The 21057-nt window shown below is 50.7% G+C and carries 4 protein-coding genes; all 4 read left to right on the top strand.

Annotated features, from left to right (window positions below; translation table 11 throughout):
• Nucleotides 1-310: 310 nt before the first annotated feature.
• Nucleotides 311-10162, top strand: coding sequence for an amino acid adenylation domain-containing protein (locus ONB37_11215; GenBank protein ID MDZ7400724.1), 9852 nt, complete (start codon nt 311-313; stop codon nt 10160-10162).
• A gap of 206 nt (nt 10163-10368) precedes the next feature.
• Nucleotides 10369-15135, top strand: coding sequence for an acyltransferase domain-containing protein (locus ONB37_11210; GenBank protein MDZ7400723.1), 4767 nt, complete (start codon nt 10369-10371; stop codon nt 15133-15135).
• 265 nt (nt 15136-15400) lie between these two features.
• Nucleotides 15401-18799, top strand: coding sequence for an amino acid adenylation domain-containing protein (locus ONB37_11205; protein MDZ7400722.1), 3399 nt, complete (start codon nt 15401-15403; stop codon nt 18797-18799).
• A gap of 314 nt (nt 18800-19113) precedes the next feature.
• Nucleotides 19114-21057 (top strand): condensation domain-containing protein (locus ONB37_11200; GenBank protein MDZ7400721.1); only part of this gene is annotated, 1944 nt, incomplete at its 3' end.

The following is a 21057-nucleotide window of genomic DNA, read 5'->3' as shown; positions in this document are numbered from 1 at the left end:
ATACCATTTTTCGTTACGAGCACAATAAAGTAGAACCATGCGATCTTCAGAAGATGGATTTAATGAAAGACTGCGTTTGTGACTGAAGATAGTGGCTGAGATTCCATCGGTACATAGCAATAAGCGTTGATCATGACGATTTTTAGTCTTGATATATTCTGTGACATTTTCGGACGCTGAGTCAGAAATGGGTTAGGGAAAAAGGGGGCTTAATAACGATATTAGATAGGGGGCTGATGCCCCTCTTTGTTAAATCGCCAAAATAAGAAATCAGAGAAATTTGAAAAAATCAACAAAGGGAAGTTGCACGATGCATCAATTCGATCCAAAAACAAAAGAACTCTCACCCTTAAAACGGGCATTTTTGGCCTTAGAAGAGATGCAGACCAAATTGAAGACAATGGAGCAAAAGCAATCTGAACCCATTGCAATCATTGGTCTGGGATGTCGTTTTCCTGGTGCAAAGAATCCCCATCAGTTCTGGGAATTGCTCATTAATGGAGTGGACGCCATCACTGAAGTGCCAAAAGAGAGATGGGATTTGGAGAAGTTTTTCGATCCTAAGCCCATGACACCAGGGAAAATGTACACCAAATGGGGGGGATTCATTGAAGATGTCGATAAATTTGATGCTCTATTTTTTGGCATTTCCGCTAAGGAAGCTGCTGATATGGATCCCCAGCAGCGAATTCTATCAGAAGTTGCATGGGAAGCCTTAGAGGACGCTGGGAAAACCGCGCAGCAACTTGCTGGAAGCAAAACAGGTGTGTTTATCGGGATCAGCAGCTACGATTACTCTCGATTACAATTGGGCAATTTTGAAGATATAACCCCTTACGTTGGCACAGGGAATGCGTTTAGCATTGCCGCTAATCGGCTATCCTATTTGTTCGATTTGAAAGGCCCGAGTGTAGCGATCGATACCGCTTGTTCTTCTTCGTTGGTAGCTGTCCACCTGGCATGCAATAGTCTGCGAAAGGGGGAGTGTGACATGGCCATTGCGGGCGGCGTGAATCTGATGCTCTCGCCCGAAGTGACCATCAATTTCTGTCAGGCGACCGTAATGTCACCCACGGGCCGGTGCAAAACATTTGATGCCGATGCAGACGGTTATGTCCGTGGAGAGGGGGCTGGTGTGGTCGTTTTAAAACCGTTATCCAAAGCGATTGCTGATGGCGATCGTATCTATGCCGTAATTCGTGGCAGTGCTGTCAACAGCGATGGTCGCAGTAACGGCCTGATGGCTCCCAATCGACAGGCGCAGGAAGTTGTGATTCAGGAGGCATACAAAAACGCTGGTATTTCACCCGGATTGGTGCAATATGTGGAAGCCCACGGGACTGGGACGAAATTAGGCGATCCTATCGAAGTCCGCGCTTTGGGAGCGGTGATTTCTCAGGGACGACCGAAAGATCGAAAATGTGCAATCGGATCAGTGAAATCTAACATTGGGCATTTGGAGGCTGCGGCCGGGGTCGCAGCCCTAATAAAAGTCGCTCTGTCTGTTTATCATCGAAAATTGCCCCCAAGTCTCCATTATAAAAAGCCCAACCCGTTTATACCATTTGATGAATTGCCAGTGGTTGTGCAACGAGAATTAGGCGATTGGCCCGTGAAGGATGAACCGTTGATCGCTGGAATCACTTCGCTTGGCTTTGGTGGGACCAATTGCCATGTAGTAATTACTCAGCCTCCAATGGCCGATAAAAAGGGCAGAGCCGATAATATGACGACTGTCGCTCGTCTATTACCTCTTTCAGCACACAGCGATGAGGCGTTAAAGGACCTGATGAAAGAATATCTGAACTATCTTGCCGGATATGGCAAAGATATTTCGCTCAGTGATATTTGCTATACAGCTTCTTTGCGTCGAACCCATTATAGCAATCGCGTGGCTTTTGTCATTCATTCGCAACACGAGCTTTTGGAACATTTAGATGCAGCGCTGCGGGACGAATCTTTGCCGACAATTGCAAAGGGTACCGCGGTCCTCAATAGTCGGGCGAAGGTGGTATTCGTTTTTCCAGGACAAGGTGCCCAGTGGTGGGCAATGGGACATGAACTGATCCAATCGCAGACCGTGTTTCGAGAGACTATCGAGGCATGCGATAAAATTATCCGTCAGTATGCAGACTGGTCGTTGCTCCATCAATTTACTGCCAATGAATCAGAATCTCAGTTAGACCGAATAGATATTATCCAGCCAGCTTTGTTTGCACTGCAAGTTGGGTTGGCAAATCTCTGGCGATCTTGGGGCATTGAACCGGATGCAGTAGTGGGTCATAGCATGGGCGAAGTTGCAGCGGCTCATGTGGCTGGTGTTTTGAACCTCGAAGACGCCATCAAAGTCATTTTTCACCGAAGCCGATTATTAAAGACTGTTGCCGGCCAGGGGAAGATGGCAGTGGTAGAGCTTTCTCTTCCAGAGGCTGAACAAGCGATCAAAGGTCTGGAAGATAAAATTTCTATCGCAGTCATCGCTGGTCCAAAATCTATCGTGTTGTCTGGAGAGCCACAAGCCGTGGAGCAAGTCGTTGCAACGCTGGAACAGAAGCAGGTATTCTGCCGCTTGCTGCGAGTAGATGTCGCCTCCCATAATCCCCAGGTCGAACATTTAAAATATGAACTGATGGAGATCCTGAAAGATATTCGCCCCCAATCGGGACATATCCCATTTTATTCGACCGTTGCTGGTAGAATTTTGAATGGAGCTGACCTGGATGCCACGTATTGGGGCCGCAATCTGCGAGAACCAGTTCGATTTGCAACCGCCATTGATCAATTGGTTCATGATGATTTTAGCGTGTTCCTCGAATTGAATCCCCATCCAACCCTCATCAACTCCATTCAAAGCGAATTGGCCCATCTCGGCAAAAAGGGGACAGTGTTGCATTCTCTGAAGCGTGAAGAAGAAGAGATGACAACGATGCTCGCGGCGGCCGGAAAACTGTTTACCATAGGATTCCCAATTCGCTGGGAGCGATTTTACCCTAATGCCGGAAATGTGGTTTCGTTGCCTACTTTCCCCTGGCAGCGGGAACCCTACTGGTTCGATGATGGCAAGGAAAATAAAAAAGCAAAGCCTCAGAGTTCCTTGATTCAGTTTGAAACCGATGGCGCTGATTTTCATCCATTGTTAGGATCCCGACGCTTATCACCGGTGCTGGCTGGTAAGTATGTCTGGGAGAATGCGATCAACACCCGTTTCCTATCATTTCTGGTTGATCATAAAGTTCAGGATTCCATCGTGCTGCCAGCTACGGCTTATCTGGAAATGGCATTTGCTGCTTCGAAATCTGTGTTTCAAGACAAGCCGTTTATTATTGAAAATGTCGCATTGCAGCGGGCGCTATTTTTGAAAGAAAATCATAATCAGGTGATTCAATTTGTGCTGTCGCCGATCACCAATGGGGTTGCGACATTTCAGGTCTTTAGCCTGGCCGATAGCTTTTCTGCCCAAAAATCCTTGTGGCTGCTTCATGCTGAAGGGACGATACGACAAACTGAGGCTAGTTCGAAAGCTTCCGCATCGCTCAATGATATCCAGAAACGATGCAACCAAGCCGTTAACGTCGCAACCCATTACCAGCAACTGTTCGAGCATCACCTCAATTATGGCGAGAGTTTCCAAGGCGTGGTAGACCTCTGGAAGGGAGACAAGGAAGCATTGGGAAAATTGCAACCACCTGCCGCAATCGAAGCAGAATTGAACGATTATATGATTCATCCAGCGCTGCTGGATGCCGGCTTACAGGTTCTTTCCAACGCCTTACCTTTCGAGATGGACGGTGATCAGGCGGATGTGTATTTGCCAATCCGTTTTGAAAAAATCACCAATCTTGAATTGCAGCGACAACCGCAATGGAGTTATACCAGAATTTATCCGATTGAAGAACCCAATCCGGTGTCTTTAAAGAGCGATGTGATTTTGTTTGATGCGGCTGGAGAGATTGTGCTTCAAATTGAGGGCCTGAAATTACAGCGATTGGGCAAGCAGAAGTCGGAAGATTTGACTAAATGGCTCTATGAGATCGTTTGGGAGAAAAAAACGATTGAATACCATCAGGTCAATCGTCGACAAGGTGACTGGCTAATTTTTAATGATAACGGAAACTTTGGCCGTCGCATTGCTTCAGAGCTGCAAACGAAAGGGAAGAACTGCATTATCGTCGAAGCTGGAATAGATTTTCAATTCAGTGACAATCGGACCTATCAGATTCATCCTTCCAATCCAGATCATTTTGAGCGATTATTCTCCGAGGCTTTCGCCGAAACAGCCAAGTGCGCGGGAATAATTTACCTCTGGGGACTCGATTGCACCCGTTCAACTGACCTTACGTTAGATTCGCTCTCGGCCGATCAATCGTTGATTACCGGCAGCATTTCCGCGCTAATTCGGAGCATCAATAAAATTCGCTGGCAGGAGTTACCAGGACTGTATCTGGTGACGCAGAATGCCCAGTCGCACGATTTAGATGGAAAACCGATTTCGATTTCGCAATCGACTATCTGGGGATTGGGCCGGGTGATCGCCCAGGAACATCCCGAGCTAAAATGCAAGCTGCTCGACCTCGAATCTGGATCTTTGGAGCAATCTTTGAGCATCCTCATGCCCGAATTTCTCTATCTCGATCGAGAAGACCAGATAGCTTTCAGAAATCAAAATCGATTTGTTGCCAGAATATCGCGTCTTTCACCTGACAAATTATCTCGATTCGAATCGGATAACATTGGCACTTCCAAAAAATTGACAAAACCCGATGCTGCAGCCTTTCGTTTAGAGGTCGATGTGCCAGGCACGCTAGATGGACTGCAATTGACCCCAATTATTCGGCCAGAACTCGTTGGGAACCAGGTTGAGATTGAGGTTTATGCTACTGGTCTGAATTTTATGGATGTGATGAATGCGCTGGGATTGCTGCCGGGCGAGGCGATACCTTTGGGAGCAGAATGTTCAGGCGTCATTTCCAGAGTTTCACCTGAGGTGACTCAATTCAGAGTGGGAGATGAGGTCATGGGATTGGCGCCCGCCTGCTTTGGCAATTATGCCATTACATTGGCCGACCTATTGGTTCGAAAACCCACCACCATCTCTTTTGAAGAGGCAGCGTCAATTCCAGTTACTTTCTTGACCGCCTATTATGGGATCGTTCATCAAGCGCGGTTGCGCCCCGGTGAAAAGATCCTGATCCACGCTGGAGCTGGTGGCGTTGGGTTGTCAGCCATTCAAATCGCCCAGATGATCGGCGCCGAGATTTTTGCCACTGCCGGAAGTGAAGAGAAACGAGCTTATTTACGATCCCAGGGAATTAAGTATGTGATGGATTCTCGGACCCTGGATTTTGCCGATCAAATTTTGAATTATACCGACGGGAAGGGCGTGGATGTCGTACTCAACTCATTGTCTGGCGAATCCATCTCCAGAAGCCTATCTGTACTGGCAGATTATGGCCGTTTTGTTGAGATCGGCAAGACAGATATTTACTCTCATGGTTTGATGGATCTCTATCCATTCCGAAAGAATCTGTCCTATTTTGCGGTCGATTTGCTCCGCATAGCAAAGGACAAACCAGGTCTGATTCAAGACCTATTTCAGGAGTTGCTCACTCATTTCGAGTCAGGGCGACTCAGGCCGATTCCCTATGTCGTTTTCGCTTTAGAAGACGCGATCAATGCGTTTCGGTTTATGGCGCAGCGGAAGAATATCGGCAAGATTGTAATTTCGAAACAAGCTACCCCAGCTCAAGAACAAATCATCGAGACAAAGACATTGCCGATCCAATCTGAGGCAAGCTATTTGATCACTGGAGGATTAGGGGCCCTTGGGACATTAGTTGCGAAGTGGTTGATCCGAAATGGGGCAAAGCATATCGTATTGCTGGAACCGCCCGTTGTTTCGATTGCCGCCAAACAGGCTCAGATCGATGAGCTGAAGAGAATGGGCGCTGAAATAACTGTTGTCTCAGCCGATGTGGCAGATGCTAATCAAATGGCAACGGTTTTTTCCAATATCAAGACTTCGCTGCCTCCGCTCAAAGGAGTCGTTCATGCAGCGGGTTTGCTCGATGATGGGGTGTTGCTCCAATTAACTCAGGAGCAGTTCGATCGAGTGATGAGGCCCAAGGTGCAAGGGGCGTGGAACCTTCATACATTGACCCTGGATTTGCCGTTGGACTTTTTTATCCTGTTTTCCTCAGCCGCAGCTATTTTTGGTTCGCCAGGCCAGGGAAATTATGTGGCGGCCAATATTTTTATGGATTCACTGGCACATTATCGTAATGAGATGGGATTGCCCGCCATGGCCATCAATTGGGCTGCTTGGTCACAGATCGGTCTAGCTGCCCGTGCCGATCGCGGCGGCAGATTGGCAACCAAAGGCTTCCAGACAATCGCCCCAGAAAAAGGTATCGCCATCTTTGAAAGATTGCTTCAGCTCCAGCTCCCACAGGTCATCGTTGCGCCGATCAATTGGAGACAAGTGCTACAACTTTATCCTGACCAGGAAATACCGCCGTTCGTTTCCAATTTTGCGGCAGAAAAGATCAAGCAGAGGAGAAAGGCCGAACCGACCAAAGGCCAGGCGGTTTTAACTCGGGACGAACTGGTGGCTATCGAACCTGAGAAACGTCAAGATGTTCTTGTGGAATATCTCCAAAAGCAATTATCCCGAGTTTTAGGCGTTCCATCCTCAAAGCTGGATTTGCACAAACCGCTCAATATGATGGGCATGGATTCTTTAATGGCGATCGAATTGAAAAACAGCCTCGAGTCGAACTTGGGAATTGTGTTGCCAGTGGCAATGCTGCTACAGGGACCATCCACACTAGATTTGGCGCAGCATGTGGTATCGCAACTCGCTGATGTCCAGCCGACCGTTGACAAACCAGAAAACGATCAACCGGTCGATCAGATCAGAGAACATCCGCTATCACAGGGACAGAAGGCGCTCTGGTTTCAGTATCAGGTCAATCCAGAAAGCATCTATAACATGGTTTACGCCGTGCGTATTCGGTCAGAGATTGATCTATCCCGAATGAGAGATGCCTTCCAGCACCTGGTCGATCGTCACGAAGTTTTACGTGCGACCTTTGCAGTTCGAGATGGGGAGCCGATTCAACAGATCCATCCCAGAATGGAAGTTTTCTTCAAAATTGAAGATGTTTCGCTATTGGATGAAGAAGCTATTCAGCATCGCATGGAAAGCGAGGCGAAGCAGCCGTTCGATTTTGAACACGGGCCGCTCATGAAAGTCTGGGTGTTCTCTCGATCGCCTCAAGATCACTTCATGTTGTTCGTGAGCCATCATATCATTACCGATCTGTGGTCACAGACGATTCTGCTTTATGAACTGAGTCAAATCTATTCTCGAGTAGATGGTGAAATCGAATTAGCGCCGCTGAAACATCAGTTCAAAGATTTCGTTGCGGAAGAAGCGAAGTATCTGTCCGAGGCTCAAGCTGAGAAAGATTTGGCATATTGGCAACAGAAGCTGGCCGGTGATTTGCCGAATCTTGATCTCCCGCTGGATTATCCGCGACCAGCAGTTCAAACTTTCAAGGGAAAGTCGGTATCAGCCCGATTGGATCCTGAATTGGTTCAAAAATTAAAAAGACTGGGCGAGCACTATGGCGCGACCACTTTCATGATCCTGTTGACGGCTTATGACATCTTGCTCCATCGTTACACGAATCAGGAGGATATTATCGTCGGATCTCCAACCACTGGCCGAACCAAATCGGAATTTGCCAATGTGATCGGCTATTTTGTTAATCCAGTAGCGTTTCGCTCGGCTGTTCACGACCAGCAAACCGTGGTTGACTTGCTCAATCAGGTGAAAACCACTGTGGTAGAGGGCTTGTTGCATCAGGATTATCCATTCCCGCTCATCGTGGAAAAGATCCATCCCCATCGAGATCCGAGCCGCACCCCAGTTTTTCAGACGATGCTGGTGCTTGAGAAAGCGCATCTGAGCGAGATTCAAGACCTATCGTCCTTCGCGCTGGGCGAAGCGGGTGAACAGATGAATCTGGGAGGCCTGCCGTTGGAATCGGTGACGTTGGAGCAGAACGTGGCACCGTTCGATCTGACGCTCATGGCAACCGAATCGCCAAAGGGGATGGCGGTTTCATTCACCTACAATATTGATTTGTTCCAGGAACAAACGGTCTCTCGGATGCTGAACAATTTGATCGTTGTATTAGAGCGGATGACATCGCGGCCGGAGGCTCGCATCACTGATGTAGCCTTACCCGAACAGTCGGAATTAACAATGATCCTGGAAAAATTTAATGAAACCGATCGGGAATTTCCTGCTAACTATTGCATCCACGAGCTATTCGAAGCCAAGGTCGCTGAAAATCCTGAGGCCTTAGCCGTTGTGTTTGACAAAGAGAAATTAACTTATGGCGAGCTGAATGCCCGGGCCAATCATCTGGCGCATCATCTGCAAAGCCTTGGAGTGAAACCAGAGACTATTGTCGCTATTTGTGTGGACCGCTCAATTGATTTGCTGGTCGCAATGCTGGGCGTGCTAAAAGCGGGTGGGGCATACCTGCCGTTGGATCCAATTTATCCGTTGGACCGCTTGCGGCTCATGATAGAAGATTCTGGGGCAAAATGTTTAATCATCCAGAAGAGTCTGGATCTAAATATTGCCCCGGAAGGTGTGCAGGTGATCCATATTGATTCGGATTGGTCTGAAATTGCCGAGAAGAGTGGAGAAGATCCGATCAGTGGTGCAATTCCCGAGAATTTAGCCTATATGATTTATACCTCTGGCTCAACTGGGAAGCCGAAAGGGACATTGGTGCAACATCGCAGTCTCTGCAATTTTGCGACAGCCCATGTCAGAGCACTGGGAGTCGATGCCACCAGTCGCTGGTTGCAATTTGCCTCTTGCAGCTTCGATGCTTCAGTATCAGAGATTTTTACTGCGTTCATGGCCGGGGGATCACTAGTTTTGGCCAAACGCGAGACGATCTTAGCCACTCCGAGCCTGATCCAATTGATCAACGATCAGCAGATCAATGTTGCCATTCTACCGCCCTCGCTGTTGGCAATTTTGCCACCCGAGAGCGTGCCTGGTTTGAAAGTTCTAATTTCAGCCGGCGAAAATCTTCCGCCCGAGATCGTTACGCGATGGATGGTGGGCCGAAAATTCTTCAATGGTTATGGCCCCACCGAGGCGACAGTCGGACCAACTATTTATCAGGTTGAACAATTGCCTGAGAACACGACGACGATCCCGATTGGGAGGCCATTGGACAATATCAAGGTTTATGTGCTGGATCAATATTTGAACCCAGTCCCCATGGGTGTGAGCGGCGAATTGCATTTGGGCGGTGTTTGTCTGGCGCGCGGGTATCATCTTCGGCCAGATTTGACTGCCGAAAAATTCATCCCAGATCCATTTTCCTCCGAGCCAGGCGCGCGGCTGTATAAGACAGGCGATCTTGCCCGCTTTCGGAGCGATGGCAATCTTGAGTTTCTGGGTCGAGTCGATTTTCAAGTGAAGATCCGTGGCTTCCGAATCGAATTAGAAGAGATCGAATCCCGATTGATGAAACATCCAGCCATTGAAAGCGCTGTCGTCGTGGCAAAAAAAGATCGTTCCGGAGAACCCCGGCTCATCGCATATTTCTTGCATGATCATCAGCCTGCTCCCGTTGCAGAGGAACTACGGAATTTTTTGAGAGAACAATTGCCAGATTTCATGGTGCCGTCCCACTTCGTGGCTTTGAAAACCTGGCCATTGACCCAGAGCGGCAAAATCGATCGCAAAGCTCTCCCTGAACCGGTCGAAATTCGCTCGGAAAATGCGCCAGCAATGGTAAAGCCTCGAACGGAAATTGAGACACTGATCGCTAAAATTTGGCAAGAGGTATTAAAGCTGGATCGAATTGGTATTCATGACAATTTCTTTGATATCGGCGGCCACTCGTTAGCAATGGCCAAGGTTCACACCCTGCTATGTGAGGCATTGAAACGAGAGATTTCCATCGTTGAATTATTTAAGCATCCCACCATTTATAGCCTGGGCCAATTTTTGCAGCAGGATGAAAACCAAAAACAAATCTTTCAACAACAGCAACAGCGTGCCTCGCGGCAAAGACATGCGCTCGAAGCACAACGAGAGCGGCTAAAAAGAACCGAAACGCGATAAAAGATGCTGTCAAACGATTTTGGCTATGAGGCCGCTTTGATAAAAAATGCAGGAAAATGCGTCAATCCTTCTTGGCGCGATTCAATGCGGAAAAGGCAAATTCTTATTTCGCAGATGCTACTCTGATTTCAGGATTGAATATTTCCGATTCTATTGAAAAAATATGTTCAAATCAGGGGGAGGATCGATAGTTAGCGAGGAAGTGGATGAGTGGAAAGGCAATTCTTGAGAATTATAGTGATTTCGATGTAGCTATCATTGGTATGTCTGGCCGATTTCCGGGTGCCCGAAATGTAGCAGAGTTCTGGAGAAATATCAAAAACGGCGTTGAAAGCATTTCTTTTTTTTCTGAAGAGGAACTGATTGAAGCTGGGGTTGATCCTGACCAACTTCGCCATCCAAATTATGTTAGAGCAAGAGGCATTCTCGATAAGGTGGATGAATTCGACGCTGCATTGTTTGGCATATTTCCTCGAGAGGCTGAGCTGATGGATCCGCAGCAGCGGTTGTTCCTCGAGTGCGCCTGGGAAGCCCTGGAGAACGCAGGGTATGACGCTGACCGGTATGCCGGATTGATCGGAACCTTTGCTGGCATGGGATTGAATGTCTATATGCTCTCGATTTTGCGGGCGCATAATGGTGCTTTGAGCTCTGCTGATATTTATCAATATGTAATTGGCAACGACAAAGATTTTCTCACAACAAGAGTCTCATATAAATTGAATCTCAGAGGACCGAGTTTTGATGTCCAGACCGCTTGTTCCACCTCTTTAGTAGCGGTTTATCTGGCTTATCAAAGCTTAACTAATTACCAATGCGATATGGCCCTGGCCGGCGGGGCAACGATTTTGTTGCCACAAACTCAAGGTTACATGTATCAGGAAGGCATGATCCTCTCCCCAGATGGTCACTGTCGGCCATTCGATGCAAAGGCAGCAGGGACGGTTGGTGGAAATGGCGTGGCAGTGGTCGTTCTGAAGCGGCTATCCGATGCCATCAAAGACGGCGACCATATTTATGCGATTATCCGAGGCGCTGCCTGCAATAATGACGGCTCCAATCGGGTGGGATTTACCGCCCCTGGGGTGGAAGGTCAGGTGGAGGTGATTGCCATGGCGCAAGCCGTCGCCAATGTGGAGCCCGAGACCATTACCTACATCGAAACCCACGGCACAGGAACCAGCCTGGGCGATCCGATCGAAATCTCGGCCCTGACCCAGGTGTTTCGAGAGCGGACGGACAAAAAGCAATTTTGTGCTCTGGGGGCGGTGAAAGCCAATGTCGGCCACCTCGATACCGCTGCGGGAGTGACTGGCCTGATCAAAACAGCGCTGGCATTGAAGGAGGGCGTCATCCCGCCGAGCATCAATTTTGAACGCCCCAATCCGCATATCGATTTCAAAAATAGCCCGTTTTATGTGAACACGGAATTGCGGGAATGGAAACGGATGGGCGATACGCCCCGTCGGGCGGGCGTCAGCTCGTTCGGCATCGGCGGCACCAATGTCCATGTCATCCTCGAAGAAGCGCCAGAGCTCGAACCCTCTGGGGCGTCACGGGACTATCAGTTGGTAGCGCTGTCGGCCAAAACTGAATCCGCTGTCAACCAGGCCATGGATAATCTGGCTAAGTTTCTCGAAACGGAGACCAATGTCAATCTGGCCGATCTGGCGTTCACGTTGCTGGTGGGGCGCAAGGCGTTGGATCATCGAAGATTTCTTATCGGTCGCTCCAAAGAAGAATTGCTGACCATTTTAAAAAATCGTGATCCGCAACGGATTCTGGGCAGCTATCATGCTGCGGATAAAGGCGAGCCAGGTGTGGTCTTCATGTTCAGCGGCCAGGGCGCCCAATATGTCAATATGGGCAGGGAGCTTTATGAATCCGAGCCAACGTTTCGGGAACAAGTGGATTATTGTTCTGAGTTCCTGAAGCCGCTTTTGGGTTTGGATTTGAGGGATGTGATTTATCTCAAGGATGATCCTAATTGGAACATCCCCCACAATCCCCCTTCAAAGGGGGAAGCTGTTGTTCCCCCCTTTGAAGCGACCGAAGGAAGTATCCGCCAATCGGCGGACAGAGGGCCAGGGGGGATGTCGACAGAAGAAGCAAATCAAAAAATCAACCAAACCCGCATCACCCAGCCCGCACTGTTCGTCATCGAATACGCCCTGGCGAAACTGTGGCAGGAATGGGGGATCAAGCCGCAGGCGATGATCGGCCACAGCATTGGCGAATATGTGGCCGCCTGTCTGGCGGGCGTGATGTCGCTGGATGATGCGCTCCGCCTGGTGGCGACCCGAGGCCAGTTAATGCAGTCCCTGCCTGCGGGCGCTATGCTCAGCGTACCGTTAGATGAGGCGGCGATCCAGCCCTATTTGAATGAAAGCTTGTCATTGGCGGCAGTCAATGCCCCATCGCTCTGCGTGGTCTCTGGGACGTTCGAAGCTATCGAACAATTGGAAAAAAGGTTGGCAGAAAAAGGGATCGAGTTTCGGCGATTGCATACTTCCCACGCTTTTCACTCGCCGATGATGGAGCCGATCTTGAAGCCATTCATCGAAGAAGTGAAGAAAGTCAAACTGAATCCGCCGCAACTGCCGTATCTATCGAACGTTTCTGGGACGTGGATTACGGTGGAGCAAGCCACGGATCCCGAATACTGGGCCAGACATCTGCGCCAGACGGTCCGCTTCAGCGACGGCATTCGGGAACTGCTGCAGGATCCCAATACCTTGTTTCTGGAGGTAGGCCCAGGCAATACCCTGAGCACGCTGGCTCGGCGAGTGCCGAGTTCGGTCCCAGGCCGAGTGGTACTGGCATCGATGCGACACCCAAAAGAAAAAATTGCCGATGTCGAATTTCTGTTGAACACGTTGGGCAGACTGTGGCTGGCGGGCGTGAAGATCGATTGGCAGGGATTTTATGCCCATGAGCAACGCCATCGCATCCCAGCGCCGACCTATCCGTTCGAGCGGCAGCGCTATTGGTTTGAGGTGAAAGCCCAGACCAAGGCAGAAGCGGCTTCGGCCGATCCTTCAAAACGGCAGCCATTTGAGCGGTGGTTCTATGTGCCATCCTGGCGACGAGCGGACCTGCCTGCGCTCGCTCATGATGCGGATGCCGATCTGAGCAGCTACCGCTGGCTCATCTTTGTGGATCAGAATGGAGCAGGGGCAGAATTGGTCAATCGACTAGTGAAAGGTGGCGCAGAGGTGACCTCGGTGGTTCCAGGTAATGGTTTTAGCTGCATCAATAGCCATGTTTATGCCATCAATCCTGCTGAACCTGCCGACTATGAGCAGTTGGTGAAAGGTCTCAAGGAAAAGGAGCGGATTCCAGAAATAATTGTTCATTTGTGGACCTTCGATGCGGATCGAAGTGCTGACTTTGAAATTCTGCAAAACTATGGGTTTTACAGTATAATCCATTTAGCCCAGGCTTTGGCCAGACAGAACATTGCCGCACCGATCCGAATTGCCGCCGTGACCACCGATGTGCTGGACGTAATAGGAACCGAAACGCTTGTGCCTGAAAAGGCGACGCTGTTAGGCGCTTGCAAAGTCATTCCCCAGGAGTATCCCAATCTGATCTGTCGCCATATCGATTTCGATCGGGCGGGGATCGCCAGTGGCTGGGAAGACAAATTGGTTGCTGAAATCCTGTCCGATACCAGTGAAAGCACGGTGGCCTATCGGGGTCGTCATCGCTGGATTCAGCATTTTGAAGAATATCACTTGGTCGATAAAACACCATTAGCCCCTCGATTGCGAGAAAAAGGGGTTTATCTGATCACAGGTGGTTTGGGACGAATCGGTCTGACCTTTGCGGAGCATCTGGCGAAAAAATATCACGCCAGACTGGCGCTGCTCGATATGTTCGATTTCCCAGTGAAGTCAGAATGGGAATCGATAATCAGCAATCCGCAGGCGAACTCGGGGATGGTGCAGCGGATCAAGCGACTGCAGGAATTGGAAGCAGCGGGCGCCGAAGTGATGGTGCTCAAGGCCCAGGCGGCGAACGAACAAGAGATGCAAATGGCTGTCCAGCAGGTGGCGGATCGCTTTGGGACCATCCATGGCGTCATTCATGCGGCGGGATTGGTTGGAGTAAACTCATTGCGGCCGATTCAGGAATTGGATGCGGCGTTCTGTTTTCAGCAGTTCCAGGCAAAGGTTATTGGCACCGATGTGCTGGCAAAAGTGCTCAAGGGTAAACCGCTTGATTTTTGCCTGTTGCAATCGTCACTGGCTTCAATTCTGGGCGGTCTGGGCATGGCAGCCTATGCGGCAGCCAACAGCTTTATGGATGCCTTTGTCGCCAGACAAAATCAGGTGAATGGAACTGGCTGGATGAGTGTGAACTGGGAGGGCTGGCGATTTGATGAAGACGTCCACCAAGCAGGAGCGATTGGCTCGGAAATGATGCATCTGGCATTACAACCTGCTGAAGGGGTCCAGGCGTTCGAGCAGATTTTATCCATGAATGGCCTCTCTCAGGTGATCCTCTCCACTGCCAGCTTGCAGGCTCGGATGGAAAAATGGGTCCGTCGGGAGGCGAAAAAAGATACAGCACCAGTTGAGCCATCTGGGCCTTCGTCGTTTCATCCCAGGCCGAATCTGCCCAATCCCTACGTGGCGCCCAGAAACGAGCTGGAGCAAGAGATCGTCGCTATCTGGCAGGAACTGCTGGGCATTGAGCCGATCGGGATTTATGATAACTTTTTTGAATTGGGCGGGCATTCGCTTTTGGCAACGCAACTGGTCTCCCGCATGAGAGAACGGTTCACTGTGGAATTGCCGTTGCGAGAATTGTTCGAGTCGCCGACCATTGCCACACTGTCCGAAAGCATCGAAAACGAAAAGGCCGCCAAGCAGCAGACCGAAGCCGATTTGGCCCAAATATTAGCGATGGTGGAGCAGATGTCCGATGAAGAGGCACGGGCGTTATTGGAGAAGAAGCGGGGTGGGTGATTGGTTGATTGGGTAACTGGGTAATTGGGGATGATGGGGTAGCGGAGTGATGATGTGATGGAGTGATGGAGTGATGAGGCTATGAGATGATGGAATGTTGGAATAGTGGAATAATGGAAAATTGGAATGATGGGATGATAGATTTATTGGACATAGGCTTGGAATAAGAATAACTTAAAACATTCGACTGATGACTGGCGACTGAAGACTGATCACTGACCACTGATCACTGACCACTGATCACTGGCAACCAAGAGGGACACGGATGACCGATATACAAGAGCAGTTGAAAAATTTATCTCCTGAAAAGCGGGCGCTGCTGGAGTTGATGCTGAAGGAAAAAGGGGTGGATGTGCTTGGGACGAAAATCCTGCCGCAAGGGCGGGCGACCAATAAATTCCCGTTGTCTTTCGGCCAGCAGCGATTGTGGTTTCTGGATCAATTGGACCCTGGAACGCCGCTGTACAACAATCCCGCTGCGGTGATTTTGAAGGGCAAGCCCAACATCGCTGCGCTGGAGAAGGCGCTGAACATCATCGTCCAGCGGCATGAAGTGCTGCGAACGACCTTTGCCACCGAGAACGATCAGCCAATCCAGGTCATTCAGTCGGAAATGCCGATCCAGTTGGAGCAGATCGATCTGCGGCATCTGCCTGCCTCGGAGCGGGAAGCGGCGGCCATGAAGCTGGCCAAAGAGAAGGCGCAATTGCCGTTCGATCTATCCACAGGCCCGCTGTTTCGGGTGACGCTGATGCACCTGGCCGAGCAGGAATATCTGATGCTGCTGGTGATGCATCACATCGTGTCCGATGGCTGGTCGCTCAGCATCTTCATCCAGGAGGTGGCCATCCTGTACAAGGTGCTCGTGGCGGGCCTTCCCTCGCCGTTGCCAGAACTGACGGTGCAGTACGCCGATTTCGCCGTGTGGCAGCGTCAATGGATGCAGGGCAAGGTGCTGGAGGAGCAACTGGCCTATTGGCGGCAGCAATTGGCTGGGGCGCCGCCCGTGCTGAATCTGCCGCTGGATCATCCCCGACCGAGCTACCAGACTACCCACGGCGCCACCTATTTCTTCAATTTTTCGGGCCAGCTTCGGCAGGCCATCGAGGCGCTGGCGAAAAAGGAGGATGTCACTCGGTTTATGATCTACATGGCGGCGTTTTATGCCTATTTGTATCGCATCACCAGTCAGGAGGATATCTGCGTGGGCACGCCCATTGCGGGCCGCAATCGCAAGGAGACCGAGAGCCTGATCGGATTTTTCGTCAATACGTTGGTCATGCGCACCCAGGTTTCGGGCAATCTCACGGTGCGGGAGCTGTTGAAAAAGATCAAAGCGGCTGCTGTGGGGGCTTATGAGCATCAGGACATCCCGTTCGAGACGCTGGTGGAGAAATTGCAGCCCGAGCGGGATATGGCCATCTCGCCGTTCTTCCAGGCCATGTTCGTCCATCTCGATACTACGGCGCAGACGCTGCGGCTGCCCGATATCACCATTGAACCGAGGCAGATCGACAGCGGCACGGCCAAGTTCGATTTGACATTCGTGATCGAGGAAAACGAAGAAAAGCTGGGAGGCCAGATCGTTTACAACACCGATCTATTTGAACCCGAGACGATCGAACGCATGGCGGCGCAATTTCAAATTTTGTTCGATGGCCTGGTGAGAGATGTCGAGCAACGCATTTCCGATCTGCCACTATTGACCGATGACGAACGGGCGAAAGTTCTCCAGCGCTGGAGTCGGGCACCGCAAGAATTTCACCAGCCGCAATCGAAAACCATCTCCGAACTGTTCGAAGCCCAGGTCAAAGAGACGCCTGAAGAGATTGCGCTCATTTATGAACAAGACAAGCTGACCTATCAGGAACTGAACGACCGAGCCAATCGATTGGCGCATTATCTGATGGACCGTGGGGCGGCGCCTGAGACATTGGTGGGCATCTGCCTGGAGCAGCCCATGGACATGATCGTTTCGCTGTTAGCGATTTTCAAAGCGGGGGCAGCCTATCTGCCATTGGATCCCGCCTATCCGAAAGAGCGGCTGGCGCTGATGATCGAGGACTCGGGTGTCTCGATGATCCTTACCGAAGAGAATCTGTTATCAGCGCTGCCCGAAAACAATAGCCAGAAAATCTGCCTGCAACGGGATGGAGCGGCGATCGCCAAAAAGAGCAAGAAAAATCCCAAGCAGCGGGCGGCGATGGAAAACCTGGCGTACGTCATTTACACCTCGGGTTCCACAGGCAAGCCCAAAGGCGTGATGATCTCGCATGGCGCTCTTGCCGACCATTGCCTGAATATGCGAGATTATTATGCGCTCCAGCCCAGCGATCACGTGCTGGAATTCGCCTCGATGAACTTCGATGCCTCGCTGGAGCAAATCCTGCCGCCGTTGATCGCTGGGGCGAAACTGGTGCTGCGGGGATCCAATATCTGGAGCCCTGCCGAATTCCAAAAGAACCTCGCCGAATACGGGCTGACGGTGGTGAATCCGCCGACCGCCTATTGGAACCAATTGCTGCGGGAATGGGACGGATCAAAATTTACCAATACTAATGGACAACTGAGACTATTTATCGTGGGGGGCGACTTGATGTCTGCTGAAAACTTGCAACTCTGGGAAAAGACAGCTTTGAATTCAGCCAAACTGTTGAATGCCTACGGCCCGACCGAGGCGACGATTACTTCAACGACTTTTGAAGTGCCAGCGAATTTCAACCAGAACGGCCTCAGCCTGGGCGTGCCCATCGGCAAGCCCACGGCGCTGCGGCACATTTATATTCTGGATGAATTCTTCAATCCCGTGCCGATCGGCGTGCCTGGCGAGCTGTACATCGGCGGGGATTGCCTGGCTCGAGGCTATTTGAATCGGGCGGACTTGACGGCGGAAAAATTTATCCCCGATGCGTTGAGCCAGAAGAAAGGCGCACGGCTGTACCGCACGGGTGATCTGGCTCGGTTTCTGCCTGATGGCAATATCGAATTTCTGGGCCGAGTCGATCATCAGGTGAAGGTGCGAGGCTATCGCATCGAATTGGGCGAGATCGAAGCTATGTTGCAGCAGCATCCTGCTATTGAAGAAGCGGTCGTGGTGGCTCGAACAGAGCAAGCGGGTGACAAACGGCTGGTGGCGTATGTCGTGCCCAAAGCCGAATTCAAGGACAAAGCGCCGTCGAACAGCGAGCTGCGGAATTATTTGAAAGAGAATTTGCCCGACTACATGGTGCCAGGCATCTTCATGGCCATTGACGAACTGCCTCGGACGCCCATCGGCAAGATCGACCGCAAGGCATTGCCCGTGCCCGATCAGGATCGGCCTGAGCTGGAGCACGATTACGTGGCGCCCCGCAATCCCGTGGAGCAGATGATTGCCGATCTCTGGGCAAAGACCATCGGCATCGAGAAGGTCGGCATTTACGACAACTTTTTCGATCTGGGCGGGCATTCGCTCATGGCCACACAGATCATCTCTCGCTTGAGAAACACCTATAACGTGGAGATCCCGTTGCGCAAGCTGTTCGAAGCGCCGACTGTGGCCAATCTGGCTATGGTCATCGCCGAAGCCCAGGCCGCACAGGTCAGCGAGGAAGAATTGGGCGAAATGCTCGATGAATTGGAAGGGTTGTCGGAGGAGGAAGTGGAGAAGCTTTTGGGGGATTAGTGGATTGGGTAATTAGGTAATTGGGGACTTAGGGTTATTGAGTTGGATTAAATTTGACATCCCCCCTACCCCCCCTTCAAAGGGGGGGATTTGCCATAGTTTCCCCCCTTTGAAGGGGGGACAGGGGGGATGTTAGGTAGATTGATATTGCAAAATGAATTTCGCATCCTTTAATCTGGCTGGGCGCCTTTCAAAATCATCAATCAACACCCCACTTACCTGACTCAACCACTCAACTTACTTAACCTACTCAATTCACAAAAAAAGACAGAGAAATACTTCGATATAAAAAAAGCAAAAAGGAAAGCAGAACGATGGGTGATGTATCAAAACGACTGGCAGAGCTGTCGCCTGAGAAACGGGCGTTGTTGATGAAAAAGTTGCAGGAGAAGAGCCAGCAGCAAGCGAAAAAATTTGCCATTCCCAGGCGGGAAAATCAACAGGAATATCCCATGTCGTTTGCGCAAGAGCGGATGTGGTTTTTGTATCAGTGGGACCCGAGCAGCCCCTCGTACAATATCTCTGCAGCGGTCCGTTGCCAGGGCAAATTGAATATTGATATTTTGAAGCACAGTTTGAACGAGATCGTCAGGCGACATGAGGTGCTGCGGGCAGCTTTTATTACCGAAGACGAGCGGCCCAAACAGATCGTGCTGCCTGATTTGTTGGTGGACATCCCCATCATCGATCTGAGCCATCGGCCGAAACAGGAGCAGGAGGCTCGAGCGATCGAATTGGCCACTGAGGATGCGCAGACCCCATTTGACATTTCCAAACCACCGCTGCTGCGAGCCAGTCTAATTCGGCTGAATCCCGAAGAGCACATCGTGCTGTTCACCATGCATCACATCATCTCGGATGGCTGGTCCATTGGCGTGCTCATCAAGGAATTTGTGTCGCTATATCATGCTTTTTCTGCGGGCAAGCCTTCGCCATTGGACGAACTTCCCATCCAATACGCCGATTTTGCCGTATGGCAAAAGTCATGGCTGCAAGGCGAGTTGTTAGAAAATCAAATCGCCTATTGGAAAAAACAATTAGCAGGTGCGCCGCCGATTCTGGATTTGCCCACCGATCATCCTCGTCCGCCGTACGTGACCTATCGGGGCGCTCATCAGGCGTTCATCTTTCCGAAAACCATATTGGAAGGATTGAAGGCGCTGAGCAAACAAATGAACGTCACCCTCTTCACCACCTTGCTGACGGCGTTCAAAGTGCTGCTCTATCGCTATTCCAGGCAGGAGGATATCTCGGTCGGTACACCCATCGCCAATCGCACTCGGGCAGAATTGGAAGACCTGATCGGATTTTTTGTGAATACGCTGGTCATGCGCAGCGACCTGTCGGGCAATCCATCGTTTCGGGAATTGGTGAAGCGGGTGAATGATATGGCGCTGGAGGCCTATGCCCATCAGGACGTGCCGTTTGAAATGCTGGTGAGCGAATTGCATCCCGAGCGGGACATGAGCCACACGCCGTTCTTCCAGGTGATGTTTGCGCTGCAGGAGGCCCAGCAGGAGGCGCTGCAGACGCCCGAACTGAAGATCAGCCTGATCGAAACCGAAAGCGGCACGGCCAAATTCGATATCATCATGTTCGCCGAAGAGCGGAAAGATGGCCTGCGCATCGCCCTGGAATACAATATCGACCTTTTCAACCACGACACGATCGCCCGCATGGCAGGTCATTTCCAAAATCTGCTCCAGGGAATTGTTAAAAATCCAGATCAATCGATCGATGAGCTCCCGCTGATGACGGCGGAAGAGGAAAGAAAGGTGGTCGTGGAATGGAATCAGACGCAGCGGGACTATCCCAGTGATCGCTGCGTGCATCAGTTGTTCGAGGCGCAGGTCGCCCGCACACCCGATGCCACGGCGGCCATCTTTGGCGAGCAGCAGATCAGCTATCGAGAATTGAATGAACGAGCCAATCAATTGGCCCATTATCTGATGAAACTGGGCGTAAAGCCTGACGATTTCGTGGCGATCATCATGGAGCGGTCGCTGGATATGATTGTGGCGACGCTGGGCATCCTCAAAGCGGGAGCGGTTTATGTCCCACTGGATACGGCCTATCCCAAACCCCGCATGGCGTTCATGCTGGAGGACACCCAGGTGCCCGTGATTCTCACGCAACGGCAATTAAAAAACAATCTGCCCGATTATCAAGCCCATATCATCAGCATGGATGAGGAATGGGATCGGATCGCCCAGGAGAGCACGGCCGATCCCAATATTCAGCGATCGGCCAAAAGCATA

Source organism: candidate division KSB1 bacterium (genome assembly GCA_034506395.1).
In the GTDB taxonomy this organism is placed as follows: Bacteria; Zhuqueibacterota; Zhuqueibacteria; order Thermofontimicrobiales; family Thermofontimicrobiaceae; genus Thermofontimicrobium.
The sequence above is the reverse complement of the archived record's forward strand: the minus strand, read 5'-3'. Positions and strand labels throughout refer to the sequence as shown.

What these genes read in the sequence shown, in the direction of transcription:
- ONB37_11215 (MDZ7400724.1), top strand. Translation starts at nt 311, where the DNA reads ATGCATCAATTCGATCCAAAAACAAAAGAACTCTCACCCTTAAAACGG.
- ONB37_11210 (MDZ7400723.1), top strand. Translation starts at nt 10,369, where the DNA reads ATGAGTGGAAAGGCAATTCTTGAGAATTATAGTGATTTCGATGTAGCT.
- ONB37_11205 (MDZ7400722.1), top strand. Translation starts at nt 15,401, where the DNA reads ATGACCGATATACAAGAGCAGTTGAAAAATTTATCTCCTGAAAAGCGG.